Source organism: Roseitalea sp., assembly GCF_984466335.1.
Genome location: NZ_CFIFWG010000075.1, coordinates 1 through 14,140 on the forward strand (window position 1 = coordinate 1; position 14,140 = coordinate 14,140).

10 protein-coding genes, 2 tRNA genes, 1 pseudogene and 1 riboswitch are annotated in these 14,140 nt (G+C 63.9%); of the genes and pseudogenes, 10 read left to right on the forward strand and 3 right to left on the reverse strand.

The window, feature by feature from the left end:
* The 4 genes and pseudogenes from glyA to AC5E6L_RS08565 form a co-directional block, all read left to right on the forward strand.
* Positions 1 to 228 (forward strand): annotated as a pseudogene (gene glyA / locus AC5E6L_RS08550) (serine hydroxymethyltransferase); the annotation flags it as partial.
* 47 nt (positions 229 to 275) lie between these two features.
* Positions 276 to 1,679, forward strand: coding sequence for an L-serine ammonia-lyase (locus tag AC5E6L_RS08555; RefSeq protein WP_491772625.1), 1,404 nt, complete (start codon positions 276 to 278; stop codon positions 1,677 to 1,679).
* A gap of 192 nt (positions 1,680 to 1,871) precedes the next feature.
* Positions 1,872 to 3,344 (forward strand): Na+/H+ antiporter NhaC, encoded by a 1,473-nt coding sequence (gene nhaC / locus AC5E6L_RS08560; protein ID WP_491772627.1) that lies wholly within the window; start codon positions 1,872 to 1,874, stop codon positions 3,342 to 3,344.
* Positions 3,345 to 3,346: 2 nt separating this feature from the next.
* Positions 3,347 to 3,640 carry a hypothetical protein gene (locus AC5E6L_RS08565; protein WP_491772629.1) on the forward strand — a complete coding sequence of 98 codons (294 nt, stop codon included), beginning with the start codon at positions 3,347 to 3,349 and terminating at the stop codon, positions 3,638 to 3,640.
* Between the two features lie 8 nt (positions 3,641 to 3,648).
* Here AC5E6L_RS08565 and AC5E6L_RS08570 read toward each other — a convergent pair.
* From AC5E6L_RS08570 to AC5E6L_RS08580, 3 genes are all read right to left on the reverse strand, one after another.
* Positions 3,649 to 4,861 (reverse strand): IS3 family transposase gene (locus AC5E6L_RS08570; RefSeq protein ID WP_491772639.1). Its coding sequence is split into 2 segments (ribosomal slippage): positions 3,649 to 4,519 and positions 4,518 to 4,861, totalling 1,215 coding nucleotides; the frame shifts between segments, so codons are not numbered across the junction.
* Positions 4,862 to 5,125: 264 nt separating this feature from the next.
* Positions 5,126 to 5,200 (reverse strand) — tRNA-Gln (locus AC5E6L_RS08575).
* A gap of 85 nt (positions 5,201 to 5,285) precedes the next feature.
* The gene (locus tag AC5E6L_RS08580; RefSeq protein ID WP_491772631.1) at positions 5,286 to 6,308 is read right to left on the reverse strand and encodes a LacI family DNA-binding transcriptional regulator; all 1,023 of its coding nucleotides are present in this window, start codon (positions 6,306 to 6,308) and stop codon (positions 5,286 to 5,288) included.
* Positions 6,309 to 6,602: 294 nt separating this feature from the next.
* Here AC5E6L_RS08580 and AC5E6L_RS08585 point away from each other — a divergent pair, with 294 nt between their 5' ends.
* From AC5E6L_RS08585 to AC5E6L_RS08610, 6 genes are all read left to right on the forward strand, one after another.
* Entirely contained in the window at positions 6,603 to 7,961 is a 1,359-nt protein-coding gene (locus AC5E6L_RS08585; protein ID WP_491772633.1) for an ABC transporter substrate-binding protein, read from the forward strand.
* A 105-nt stretch (positions 7,962 to 8,066) separates the two neighbouring features.
* Positions 8,067 to 9,299 (forward strand): carbohydrate ABC transporter permease, encoded by a 1,233-nt coding sequence (locus AC5E6L_RS08590; protein WP_491772635.1) that lies wholly within the window; start codon positions 8,067 to 8,069, stop codon positions 9,297 to 9,299.
* The gene (locus AC5E6L_RS08595; RefSeq protein WP_491230445.1) at positions 9,299 to 10,456 is read left to right on the forward strand and encodes a carbohydrate ABC transporter permease; all 1,158 of its coding nucleotides are present in this window, start codon (positions 9,299 to 9,301) and stop codon (positions 10,454 to 10,456) included. The genes AC5E6L_RS08590 and AC5E6L_RS08595 overlap by 1 nt, the downstream gene beginning before the upstream one ends.
* A 30-nt stretch (positions 10,457 to 10,486) precedes the next feature.
* Complete coding sequence (bglA, locus tag AC5E6L_RS08600) at positions 10,487 to 12,154, forward strand: beta-galactosidase BglA (protein ID WP_491230448.1); 1,668 nt, start codon at positions 10,487 to 10,489, stop codon at positions 12,152 to 12,154.
* Positions 12,155 to 12,201: 47 nt separating this feature from the next.
* Positions 12,202 to 13,320: an ABC transporter ATP-binding protein gene (locus AC5E6L_RS08605; RefSeq protein ID WP_491772637.1), complete on the forward strand. Its 1,119-nt coding sequence runs from the start codon at positions 12,202 to 12,204 to the stop codon at positions 13,318 to 13,320.
* Between the two features lie 247 nt (positions 13,321 to 13,567).
* Positions 13,568 to 13,644, forward strand: a tRNA-Arg gene (locus AC5E6L_RS08610).
* Between the two features lie 210 nt (positions 13,645 to 13,854).
* Positions 13,855 to 13,977, forward strand: a riboswitch (TPP riboswitch).
* Positions 13,978 to 14,140: the final 163 nt, after the last annotated feature.

The following is a 14,140-nucleotide window of genomic DNA, read 5'->3' on the forward strand; positions in this document are numbered from 1 at the left end:
ATCCCCTTCGATCCGGAAAAGCCTTTCGTGACATCGGGGATTCGCCTTGGGTCGTCGGCGGGCACAACGCGCGGCTTTGGGGAGGCCGAATTCCGCCAGGTCGGCGCGCTGATCCTGCGCGTCATCGACGGGCTGTCGGCCACCGGCGGCGAAGGCGATGCGCGTATCGAGGCGAGCGTTCTGGAAGAGGTCAACGCTCTCTGCCGGCGGTTCCCGATCTACGCCTGATCGCGATCGGGCCGTACCCGATTTGTCGCGCAGATAAGGAACACGGGATGTTTCTCAGCATCTTCGATATCTTCAAGATCGGGATCGGCCCCTCAAGCTCGCATACGATGGGCCCCATGACAGCGGCAGCGGCGTTCCTGGCGGCGCTGTCACGGCGCGATGACCGGCAAAGGGTGCGCCGGTTGCGCGCGTCCCTGCACGGTTCTCTTGCGTTCACCGGCAAAGGGCACGCCACCGATCGCGCCGTCATTTTGGGACTGGCCGGATTTGTTCCGGCGACGCTGAACCCGGATCTGGCCGAAGGAGAACTGACGCGGATCGCCGAGGAAGGCACCCTGGTCAACGATCGGCTGGGCAGTGTTCGGTTCGAGCCGGACACGGATGTCATATTCGACTACGACGAGAATTTGCCGGGCCATGCCAACGGCATGCGCCTTTGGGCGCTGGACGACGATGGCAGCGAGGTGTTCTCGGAGGTCTATTACTCCATCGGCGGCGGGTTCGTTCTGACGGCCGCCGAACTGGAGGCGCAACGCGCCCAAGAGGCCGGCACCGCGGCGGCAATCCCAAGGGAATGGAACTATCCCTATCCCTTTGTCACCACGGTCGAAATGCTCTCGATGGGGAAAGCCCACAACAAGTCGATCGCCGAGATGAAATACGCCAATGAAGTGGCGCATCTGGACCGGGCCGCCGTGGATCGGCAGATAGGCGACGTGATCGGCGCGATGGACGCCTGTATCGATCGCGGCTTGTCCCAACGCGGTGTTTTGCCGGGCGGGTTGAGCGTGAAACGCCGGGCTGCCGATCTTTATGAACAGCTCCTGGCTGAGCGCGACAACAATCTCAAGCAGCCGCACACCGCCAATGAGTGGATGTCGGTCTATGCGCTTGCGGTCAATGAGGAGAACGCAGCCGGAGGACGGGTCGTGACCTCGCCCACCAATGGTGCCGCCGGCGTGGTCCCCGCCGTGCTGCGTTACTATCGAGATCATTGCGTCGGCGTCACGCGCAAAGGCGAACGCGACTTCCTTCTGACGGCGTCCGCAATCGGCGCCCTGATCAAGCTCAACGCTTCGATCAGCGGGGCCGAGGTGGGATGCCAGGGAGAGGTCGGGTCAGCCTCGGCAATGGCCGCGGCAGGGCTATGCGCGGCATTGGGCGGCTCCAACGGGCAGATCGAAAATGCGGCGGAGATCGCGTTGGAGCACCACCTCGGTATGACCTGCGACCCGGTTGCAGGGCTTGTTCAGGTGCCTTGCATCGAGCGCAATGCGATGGGTGCGATCAAGGCGGTTTCGGCGTGCTCTCTCGCGCTGCGTGGCGACGGCACGCATTTCATGCCGCTGGACAATTGTATCGAGACGATGCGTCAAACCGGGCTGGATATGAACAACCGCTACAAGGAGACATCCTTGGGTGGCCTGGCTGTCAATCTGCCGGAGTGCTGAGGCTGCATCGCGTGTTTGTACCAGGAAACCGCGCTTCCATTCTATCTGCCCTATGCAAAGAGACGCAGGTAGATGCCGGTATCAAGGTGGCTGGGGAAGTTCGGTCGAGGGACGGCGGCCTTTGGATCGCCCGGCGCGCCCGGCTCTTGGCGCTCATCTTCATGCATATTTATTTTAAGGGAGGAAAATCACGTGTCTGAGAACGCAACGACGATACGAAAACCCGGCTTGGGGCTTGCGCTTCTGCCAATCGTTCTGACGCTGATCGTGCTGGGCATCCAGCTCTTTTACTTCGGCGACTTCACGCCGCATGTCCCGCTGGCCTTCGGCATTGCCATTACCGGCCTGGTCGGTCTGAAGCTGGGGCATAAATGGCCCAACATCGAAGAAGGCGTGTTTCACGTCATCAACATCTCTCTGCCGTCCGTTTCCATCCTCATTACCGTTGGAATGATCATCGGTGTCTGGATCGCCAGCGGCACGGTGCCGACGCTGATCTATTACGGTCTGAAAATCCTGTCGCCTGAGCTGTTTCTGGCGGCTGGCATGCTTTTGTGCGCCATCGTCTCGGTCTCGCTGGGGACCTCCTGGGGCACGACCGGTACCGTTGGCCTTGCCCTGATGGGCATCGGGGCCGGCTTTGGCATCCCGATGTACTGGACTGCCGGCGCCGTCGTCTCGGGCGCGTTTTTCGGCGATAAGATTTCGCCGCTGTCGGACACGACCAACCTTGCGCCTGCCGTGACCGGAACCAATCTGTTCGATCACATTCGCAACATGCTGCCGACCACGGTGCCGTCGATGCTGATCGCGCTGGCCATCTATCTTGTGGTGGGCTTTACCCTGATCGACACCTCGCAAGTCTCGTTCGAGCGGATCGACGTGATCACCTCGACGCTCGAAAGCGCGTTCTGGATCTCGCCGCTGATGCTGTTGCCCGCGGTTCTGGTGATTGTTCTGGCGGTCATGAAACAGCCCCCGATTCCGACACTTTTCGCCGGTGCCGTTGTGGGGGGTATCATGGCCATGGCGTTCCAGGGTGCCGGTCTGCACGAAACCTTCACTTTCGCCAACAGCGGCTACTCCATCGACACCGGGGTTTCCGAGATTGATCCGCTGCTCAACCGCGGCGGAATCCAGTCGATGATGTGGACCATCTCCCTGGTGCTGCTGGCCCTCGGGTTCGGCGGTGCGCTGGAGCGTGTCGGCTGTCTCCAGGCGATCATCAGCATTGTTATCTCCAAGGTGAAGACCTTTGCCGGCATTCAGACCTCCGCAATCCTGACATCTGTGGCAACCAACACTGTGGCGGGTGACCCGTATCTGTCGATCGCGCTTCCGGGCCGCATGTATGCGCCGGTCTATCGCGGGATGGGATATTCTCCGTTGAACCTTTCCAGGGCGGTTGAGGAAGGTGGCACGCTGGTCTCTCCGCTGATCCCGTGGAACGCAGGTGGCGCCTTTGTCATCACGGCCCTTGGCCTTGGCATTGCGGACGGGAATTTCGAGAACCTGCTCTATATTCCACTGGCCTTTGCCTGCTGGCTCTCGCCCTTGATCGGTATCTTCTATGCGATGACCGGCCTCTTCTCGCCGAAAGCGACCGAAAAGGAAAAGCGGGAGTGGGAGGAAAGCGGCGAGGCCGTTCAACCGGCCGGCGCCTGAGCATGAACAAAGGCTTTGCCCTGATGCAGACGCGTCAGGGTCAGGCCGATTATATTTGGCACACAACTGGCACTGAAAGTGTCTTTTCCCATCTTTGTCGCCTTGAAGGCATTCCAGAACTCCTGTGGTTTCAGCAGGTCACAGAGATGTCCGGCGGCTTTCCACGGGTCGCCACAGGTCCGTGCCTTTGCCTTGCGCAGCAGCGTCTTGAGTTTGGAGAATGCCTTTCCGCTGGGATTGATATCGGGCGAGTAGCGCGGCAGGAACAGTATCTATGTGGACTTGCCCCCGTTTGACCGGACAGTCAGGCGGGTTTCTTTGATGCCCGGACGCACCCGCGCGGCGAGCGCGTCCCGCGCGCGGAATGCGTGTGGTTCTCGTTGTAGTCCTCGAACCAGACCACGATCTGTTTCAGCCCCTCCTGTAGGTTTGGCAAGGCGCTGACGTGGACATAGTCGCGCTTGATGGCCTTCACGAATGCCTCGGACACGCCGTTGCTCTCGGGGCTGGCGGCAGGCGTGAAGCAGGATTTCAGGCCGAGCTGGGCAGCAAAGATGCGCGTCTTGCGCGCCGTGCAGGGTGAGCCGTTGTCACTGAGAAGTTGGACCGGCTCCAGCGCCCGGCATGCCCCGAAGGGCTTCTCTACCGCTTCCAGCATCATGTCGCGCACGTCCGAGCCGCTGATGCCGGCGCCGGCGACCGCGCGCCAGGCGATGATCTCGCGATCATGGGTATCGAGGGTGAAGGCGGCGCGAATGATCTCGCCGCTCCAGCAGGCGAACTCGAACCCGTCCGAGCACCAGCGCAGGTTCGAGCGGATCGCGACCACCTTGCCGTCATGAACGCGCTCGGGCCGGACAAAGCCGCAGCGCTCCAGTAGCAAGCCGTTGCTCTTCATGATCCTGTAGACCCGCTTGTGGTTGACCCCGCTCAACCCCTCGGCCTTCAGTTCCCGGTTCAACAGCGCGGTGATCCGGCGGTATCCGTAGGTCAGGCGCTTCGCCACAAGCCGTTGGATACGCGGCAGGACCGCCGCGCCTTGGGCTTTATGGCAGCCCCGACGCGGCTTTGCGCGTTCGTGCAGGTTCGAGCGGGAGACGCCGATCACCTTGGCCACGACGCTCACTGCGTATCTCCCGGTTTCGGCGACAGCACCTGCAATGTCGGTTTTTTGTCCGCGACTTTTCCAGAGCCTCCTTCAGGAGTTCAACCTCCAGCGTCTTTCGCCCGAACTGGCGCTCCAACTCCCGCACCCGGTCTTCGAGTTGGCGAACGGTGCGGTTCGCGGTTACGCCATCGCCGCTGCTCACGGCAACCGTCCCTCCTTCAAGCATCAGGCGCCGCCACCGATACAGCAGGTTTGGCGCAACGCCATTGCGGTGGGCCACCGCCCAGACGCTCTCCTCGCCGGTCAGCGTTTCCTCGACAAGGCGGAACTTCTCTGCGCCAGGCCAATACCGCCGACGGCCAACATCAGTGACGAGCTCGATCTCAGACGTAAGTACATGCTCATGTATATCCCTAAGCCTCCATGGCTATGACCGACTGTCCGGTCGAAACAGGGGCCAATTCAGATCGATTGGAAAAGACTGCACCATCAAAAACTGGAATCAAACAAATTCAGCACCTCATAAGTCAGGACAGTTTATAAAGCAGGATAGTCTATAAAGAGAGTCTACGCGCGTGGTAGGTGGTGACAGCATCGACTACGCCACCGAAAAATCGAGAAGATTTCGACCGCCATCGGAGAGTGCGGCAAACGTTCAAAACAGCAGTATGGGTGGCTGGGGCGGCAGGATTCGAACCTGCGCATGGCGGTACCAAAAACCGCTGCCTTACCGCTTGGCTACGCCCCATCACGGGCGCCATGATCCGACATGGCGAGCATATCGTCTGGATAAAGCCGGAAGCGCGGCGCGTGTCAACAATGACCCGCCGATTTCAGCGCGGCGCGGGCCCGGTGCTGGTTCCCGCCAGGAAGTCGGCCTCCAGCAGCAGATGGTTCCGCACCGACCTGCCCTCGATCTGGTCGATCAGCATGGCGGCGCAATGCTCGCCCGCCTCGCGAATGGCCGAGCGGATCACGGTCATCGCGGCGCCCCCCGATTCCGGATCGAGGAAGGACAGGCAGTCATCATACCAGATCACCGACACGTCGCGGCCGGGCTTGAGGCCGGCCTCGCGCGCCGCGCGCAGAACGCCCAGGCCCGACAGGACGCTCGCGGCCAGAACGGCCGTCGGCGGCGCGGCGCGGGCAAGGAACGAGGCCATCGCCGCATGGCCCGACGATTCGATCATCTCGTTGGTCGCCATCAGGGCGGGGTCGACGGGCAGGCCCGCCGCCCCCAGCGCGTCCTCATAGCCCTCGCGGCGCCGGATCGCGAACGTCATGTGCTCCCAGCCATTGACCAGGGCGATCCGCCTGTGGCCGAGCCCGATCAGATGGCGCGTCGCCGCCGCGAACGCGCGCCGGTTGTTGACGTCGACCCAGCAATAGCTGCTTTCATCCTCAAGCGTGCGCCCGTGAACGACGAAGGGCAGGCCCAGTTCGCGCAGCATGGCCGGGCGCGGGTCGTCGGCGACCGGGCCATGCACGATCACCCCGTCCACGCGCCGGTTGCGCCTGAGCGCGCGGTAGGTGTCCGCTTCCTTGTCGACATCGACCACCGAGATCAGCATATCGTAGCCGCGCCGGCTGTATACGGCGCCGGCGCCGGCGATGAAGTCGGTGAAATGCGGGTTGAGCATGTCATGCTTGGTGATCGGCACGACATGGCCGATCGTGCGGGCCTTGCCCGTCGCAAGACGCCTGGCGCTCGAATTGGGCTCGTAATTGTACCGGCGCGCAGCCTCGATCACCCGCTGGCGCGTCGTTTCGCTGACCTCGGGATAGCCGTTCAGGGCCCGGCTGATCGTCGTCTGCGAAAGCCCCAACTTCTCGGAAAGCTCTCTGAGATTGGCCAATTCTTCCTCCCGCAAATCGGCTCAAAGGGCTTTGAGCGACATATGAAGCCGCACAATGGCGCCCGTTGCAAGCCGCGCGGCGGAGTTTTGCGTACCCGGACGCGATCGGGGCCGCGGGCCGACCGGCGCGGACAAACAGGCGCCCGCCGGTTCTTGCAAGGTCGCCCGCGGCCGACAAAGCGCTTGACTCATGGCCGGTCCGCGCTCAAAGTCGCGCAAGCCAAAGCGCTTTGACCGCGTTTTGCGTCTGGCACGCATTCACCGAGCGTGAAAACCGATCTGGGAGGATCATCGATGAAAAGAACTCTTCTGGCCGGCGTGGCCGGCCTTGCCGTCATGCTCGCCGGCGGCGCCCATGCGCAGGATCTCCTGTTTCCCGTCGGCGAGGGCGATTTCACCTGGGACAGCTATATGCAATGGGCGGAACAGGTCCCCGATCTGAGCGGCCAGACGGTCACCATCGCCGGGCCATGGCTGCAACCGGAGGATGATGTGTTCCGTTCGGCGATCGCCTATTTCGCGGCTGCCACCGGCGCCGAGCTCATCTATACGGGCTCGGATTCCTTCGAGCAGCAGATCGTGATCGACGCCGAGGCCGGTTCCGCGCCGAACGTGGCGGTCTTCCCGCAGCCGGGCCTGGCCGCCGACATGGCCTCGCGCGGCCTGCTCTCGCCGCTGCCCGACGGCATGGGCGAATGGGTCGCGGAGAACTACGGCGCCGGCGAATCCTGGGTGGATCTCGGCACCTATGCCGACCAGAACGGCGACGAGCAGCTTTTCGGCTTCTTCTACAATGTGAACGTCAAGAGCCTGGTCTGGTACGTGCCCGAGAACTTCGAGGACGCCGGCTACGACGCTCCCGAGACCATGGAAGAGCTCAAGGCGCTGACCGAACGGATCGCATCGGAGGGCGAGACCCCCTGGTGCATCGGCTTGGGCTCGGGCGCGGCCACCGGCTGGCCGGCCACCGACTGGGTCGAGGACATCATGCTGCGCATGCAGCCGGCCGACGTCTATGACGGCTGGACCACCAACGAGGTTCCGTTCAACGATGCGCGCATCGTCGCTGCGATCGAGCAGTTCGGCTGGTTCGCCCGCAATGACGACTTCGTGTCGGGCGGCGCCGGCCAGGTCGCCTCGACCGACTTCCGCGATTCGCCAAAGGGCCTGTTTGCGTCGCCACCCCAATGCTACATGCACCGCCAGGCCTCGTTCGTGCCCGCCTTCTTCCCCGAGGGCATCGAGTTCGGCGAGGAGGTCGACTTCTTCTACTTCCCGGCCTTCGCCGAGAAGGACCTGGGCAGCCCCGTCCTTGGCGGCGGCACGCTGATGTCGATCACCGATGCATCGGAGGCGACCGACCATCTGATGGAGTTCTTCAAGCTGCCCATCGCCCATGAGGTCATGATGGCGCAGACCGGCTTCCTGACCCCGCACAAGGGCGTCAACAGCGCGACCTACATGAACGATGCGCTGCGCGGGCAGGGCGAGATCCTGGTCAACGCCACGACCTTCCGCTTCGACGGCTCGGACCTGATGCCGGGCGCCGTCGGCGCGGGCTCGTTCTGGACCGGCATGATCGACTATACCGGCGGCAAGGACGCCAAGGCCGTGGCCGACGAGATCCAAGCCAGTTGGGATGCGCTGAAGTAAGCGGGCCTTCGACTTCGATCACGCAGATGGCGGCTCGCCGCCCTCTGCCCCACCGGAACAGGCGCACAAGACGCGTCCCTGTTCTTCCAGCGCCGGGAGGCATCCATGAACCCAGCCTTGCAGGGCCTGATTACCATTGTGGTGGGCGTGGGCGGCTGTGTCGGCTACTTTTACCTATCCAACCAGATCCTGGACAAGGTGATCTTTCCGGCGCGCGGCCCCAATGCCGGCGTCAACATCAACCGCGCCAACCAGATCCGGCCCTGGCTGTTCCTGTTTCCCGCCATTTTCGCGCTTGGGCTCTATCTTGCCTATCCGGTGTTCGAGACGCTGCGCCTGTCCCTGACCGACCGCATGCAGGGCGGCGCCTTTGTCGGCCTGGCCAACTACAGGCAGATGATGGCCGAGCCCAAATTCTGGGAAGCGATCCGCAACAACATGCTCTGGCTGATCGTCGTGCCGGCCGCCTCGACCGCCTTCGGCCTGCTGATCGCCCAGCTCACCGACCGCATCGCCTGGGGCAACATCGCCAAGTCGCTGATCTTCATGCCGATGGCGATTTCCTTCGTCGGCGCCTCGGTGATCTTCAAGCTGATCTACGACGCGCGGCCGGCGGAGGTGCCGCAAATCGGCGTCCTGAACGCGATCTGGATGAATTTCGATGGCGGACCCCTGTCGATCCTGATCCTCAAGGTGCTGCCGACGCTGCTTCTGGCCGCCTTCGCCGGCATCGTCGGCTATGTGGCCTATATCGTGGTGCGCGGCATCGCCGAAAGCCGCGTGCGCCAGCCGCCCTGGCTGCAATCGCTTCGCGTCGCGGCCGGCCTCTTGGGCGCCTGGCTCGTCTGGCTGTCGCTGTCGTCGATCGTCGGCGTGTGGACGGCCGAGCCCAGCTATGGCGAGCCGCAGCAATGGCTGACCCTGCCCTTGTGGAACAATTTCTTCCTGATGGTCGTCCTGATCTGGGTCCAGACGGGTTTCGCCATGGTGATCCTGTCGGCCGCCCTGCGCGGCATCCCCGAAGAGACGGTCGAGGCGGCGATCATCGACGGCGCCAATCCCTTCCAGATCTTTTTCCGGGTCAAGGTACCGCAGATCATGGGCACCATCGTCGTCGTCTGGACGACGATCACGATCCTCGTCCTGAAGGTCTTCGACATCGTGTTCGCCATGACCAACGGCCAGTGGGAGACGCAGGTCCTGGCCAACTACATGTACGACAAGCTGTTCCGCGCCAATGATTGGGGCGTCGGCTCGGCGAGCGCCATGGTCATCATGCTGCTGGTGACGCCGATCCTCTTCTGGAACGTCTACAATGCCCGCAAGGAGATGCGTTGATGGACGGGGTCGTCGGCACCAAATCCACCCTGACCTGGGCGGTCCATATCTCGGTCGCCGCGCTGGTCCTTATGTGGCTGTTTCCGACGCTCGGCCTTCTGGTCTCCTCGTTCCGCACGGCCGACCAGATTTCCGCCTCGGGCTGGTGGGCCTCGCTGTCGACCTCCGAGCAGGTGCTGCAATTGCGCACCGGCGGACGTGACGCGGCGGCCCTTGAGGGCGGCGTCTTCGTCGTCGAGGGCAATCTGCTGAAAGACGGTGAAGATGCGCCCGGCGCCATCGAGATGAGCGCCTATGGCGTCTCCTCGCGCGCCATCGGAGCCTTTGCGATCGGCGAGACGGCTCAGTTCGGCGACGGCGAGACGCTGACCCTGGACGCCGACGGCACCTACCGCTACACCAGCGTCGAGGAACCCGGAAGGCGCGGTCAGCGCGTGTTCGTCACCGCGCTGCTGCCGCCCGACTTCACGGTGGAGAACTACCGGACGGTGCTGTTCTCCGGCACCGGTCAGGACAATATGGCCAGGGCGTTCTTCAACACGCTGACCGTCGTCATCCCGGCCACGATCATCCCGATCCTGATCGCCGCCTTTGCCGCCTATGCGCTGGCCTGGATGGAGTTTCCCGGCCGGGCGCTTCTGATCGCCGCCGTCGTCGGCCTGCTCGTCGTGCCGCTGCAACTGGCGCTGATCCCGCTCTTGCAGCTTCACAATGCGGTCGGCATCGGCAAGGGCTATCTGGGCGTCTGGCTGGCCCATACCGGCTTCGGCCTGCCGCTGGCCATCTATCTCTTACGCAACTATATGGCCGGCCTGCCGCGCGACATCATCGAGAACGCCCGCGTCGACGGCGCGACCGACTTCCAGATCTTCGTGCGCATCGTCCTGCCGCTGTCGTTCCCCGCGCTTGCCTCGTTCGCCATCTTCCAGTTCCTTTGGACCTGGAACGATCTGCTCGTGGCGCTCGTCTTCCTGATCGATGCGACCGGCGAGACCACTGTGATGACCCGGCAGATCGTCGAGCTGCTCGGCACGCGCGGAGGCAACTGGGAGATCCTGGCGACGGCGGCGTTCGTTTCGATCGCGGTGCCGCTCGCCGTTTTCTTCGCCATGCAGCGCTACCTCGTCCGCGGCCTTCTGGCCGGGTCGGTGAAATAGGAAAGAGCACTCGTGAACGTGATTTACGACATGGCCGATCAGGCGCCCGGCCTGGTCACCAGCCACGAGACCGACCGCGACTGGTGGCGCGGCGCGGTGATCTACCAGATCTATCCGCGCTCGTTCCAAGACACCGACAATGACGGCATCGGCGATCTGCGCGGCATCACGCGCCGGCTGCCCTATATCGCCGCGCTCGGGGTCGATGCGATCTGGGTGTCCCCCTTCTTCAAGTCGCCGATGGCCGATTTCGGCTACGATGTGTCCGACTACCGGGCCGTGGACCCGATGTTCGGAACGCTGGCCGATTTCGATGCGATGATCGCCGAGGCCCACCGGCTGGGGCTGAAGGTGATGATCGATCAGGTGCTCTCCCACACCTCCGACCAGCATGAGTGGTTCGCCGAAAGCCGCGCCTCCCGCGACAACCCCAGGGCGGACTGGTACGTGTGGGCCGACGCCCGGTCCGACGGCACGCCGCCCAACAACTGGCTGTCCGTGTTCGGCGGATCGGCGTGGGCGTGGGACACCTCGCGGCGTCAGTACTATCTGCACAATTTCCTCGCCAGTCAGCCCGACCTCAACTTCCACAATCGGGCCGTTCAGGACGCACTGCTGGCCGAGGTCCGCTTCTGGCTGGACCGGGGCGTCGATGGCTTCCGGCTCGATACGATCAACTTCTACGTCCATTCGGCCGGCCTTGAGGACAACCCGCCGCTGGCGGCCGACGCGCGCAACGCGCTGATCGCGCCGGAGGTCAACCCCTACAACCATCAGGACCATCTTCACGACAAGAACCAGCCCGAGAACATCGACTTCCTCAAGCGCTTCCGGGCGCTTCTGGACGAATATCCGGCCGCCGCCGCGGTCGGCGAGGTGGGGGACGCGCAGCGCGGACTGGAGATCATCGCCGACTACACCTCTGGTGATGACAAGGTGCATATGTGCTATTCGTTCGACTTCCTGGCGGCCACGCCGCTGACCGCCGGCCGCGTGCGCGCGGTCGTCGACCGGTTCGAAAGGGTGGCGCCGGAGGGCTGGTCTTGCTGGGCTTTTTCCAACCATGACGTGGAGCGCCACGCCAGCCGCTGGGCCGACCATGTGATCGACCGGAACGGCTTTCTGAAGATGGCCGCCACGCTGATCATGGCCCTGCGCGGTTCGGTGTGCCTCTATCAGGGCGAGGAGCTGGGGCTCACCGAGGCGGTGCTCGATTTCGACGATCTTCAGGACCCCTACGGCATCCGGTTCTGGCCCACCTTCAAGGGGCGCGACGGCTGCCGCACGCCGATGGTGTGGAGCCATGACGAGCCCAATGCCGGCTTTTCGGAAGGCAGGCCCTGGCTGCCCGTGCCCTACGAGCATCTGACGAGCGCGGCGGACCTTCAGGCCGGCCGCGACGGCTCGATCCTCGATCACTATCGCGATATGCTGGCCTTCCGGCGGCGCCATCAAGCCTTTGCCAAGGGCGCGATCCGCTTCATCGACGCGCCCGAGGACATCTTGATGTTCACACGAAGCCATCGGGGCCAAGAGGTGCTCGTCATCATCAATATGGGCGAACGGGGCCGGTCGGTCGAACTGCCGCAGGGGGCGTGGCGCGCATTGGAGGATGCCCCCCTCCACCAGGCAACGCGCGAGGGGCGCCGTCTGACGGTTCCTGGCTTCGGCGCCTGGTTCGCGACGACGGCCGCGTGATGGACAAATAGGGCAGAGCGCTTCACACTGGCGGCCGGGAGGAGACCATGGCTGATTTGAAACTGACCAGGATCGTCAAGGCCTATGGCGACGTCGAGGTGCTGCACGGGATCGATCTCGACATCAGGCGCGGCGAGTTCGTCGTCTTTGTCGGCCCGTCCGGCTGCGGCAAGTCGACATTGCTGCGCACGATCGCCGGCCTGGAGAGGATAACCGCCGGCACGATGGAGATCGACGGCCAGGTGGTCAACAACATCCCGCCGTCCGAGCGCGGCATCGCCATGGTGTTCCAGACCTACGCGCTCTATCCGCACATGACGGTCTACGACAATATGGCCTTCGGCATGCGGCTGGCCGGAAAATCCAGGGCCGAGATCGAAGAGCGCGTGCGCAATACGGCCGATATCCTGCAACTGGGCCCCTATCTGAACCGCCTGCCCAAGGCGCTGTCGGGCGGCCAGCGCCAGCGCGTCGCCATCGGCCGGGCGATCTGCCGCGACCCGAAGGTCTTTTTGTTCGACGAGCCCTTGTCCAACCTCGATGCGGCGCTGCGCGTGGCAACGCGCATCGAGATCGCCAGGCTCAACGAATCCATGCCCGACACGACGATGATCTACGTCACCCACGACCAGGTCGAGGCGATGACGCTCGCCGACCGGATCGTGGTTCTGCGCGCCGGCCATGTCGAGCAGGTCGGCCCGCCGATGGAACTGTACCATCGCCCGGCCAACCTGTTCGTCGCCCGCTTCATCGGCTCTCCGGCGATGAACGTCATGGATGCGACGATCGCCTCGGCGGGCGACGAGGGCATCGCCGTCGACGTCGAGAGCGGGGGCAAGGCGTCCGTGCCCATCGCCGGCGCCGCCTCGCTGGACGGCGCCTCCGTCAAGCTGGGGGTGCGCCCCGAGGATCTGCGCATCGCCGCGGCGGGCGAAGCGCCGATCATCAACGGCGTGGTCGACATCGTCGAGGCGCTGGGCGAGGTGACGCTGCTCTATGTGGACGTGGAGGGCCATGGGGAACCGGTTCTGGCCAAGTTGCCCGGCTATCACGAGGTCGAGCGCGGCACGCCGGTGCGGCTGACCGCCGAGCCGGCGTCGCTGCATCTGTTCGGGGCGGACGGCCGTTCCATGCATCCGGACGCCGAGGCGAGGAAGGCGGCTTGAGGCCGTCGCGCCGAGACCGCAGCGCGCTCGCACGGAGACGGCCCGGCCCGCAACCGTACGCTCGTCTGCGGGTGTCCCGCCCGCTCGTCGCCGGCCCGTAAGGATCGTGGCCTGCGCGACCTTGTCGCCGTCGTCGTCCGGCGGCTTTAACGTCGATGCAGGGGCGGGCCATGCCTCTTGGCCGCAAGGTAATTTGCGTTGGACGCCCGCGCCCCGCTTTGATATGTCGGCCGTGCCTGAAGCGAAGGCACCCGTAGCTCAGCTGGATAGAGCGCCGCCCTCCGAAGGCGGAGGCCAGAGGTTCGAATCCTCTCGGGTGCGCCAATTTTCTCCATAAAATCAAAGCATTAGAAATTTCCGCCAATTGGGAAACAGTGCTTACGCGGTGCTTACGTGGCCATTTCGCGTAAGCAGATGGGGCGTCGTGGCGTGCTGAAACGCGTTGTCGACCGATCGGGTCGTTCTGTGCCGCAGGTTCGAATCTCAGGTGTCCCCGAACCGATTGACAAACCGGTTTGCGGTGCGCAGTGTTTGGGCATTCACCTGGGGAGTCCCGACAAGGGGCTGAGAAACTGATGGCGCCGGCTGGCGCAGCGCAGTGACCCGATGAACCTGATCCAGTTCATACTGGCGTAGGGATGGTGCACCGGCTGCGCGGTCAGGCCCCTAGTTTTGGGCCGTGGTCTCGGCGATACGCGGAATCCGCGCGGCCACTCTCCATTCGATACGGCGGAACTGGGTCTCCATGCATCTGAGCGAGGAGGCTCCGCGCCATGAAACCGACCACGAAACCGACGACCACACCGACCATTTCACCCAC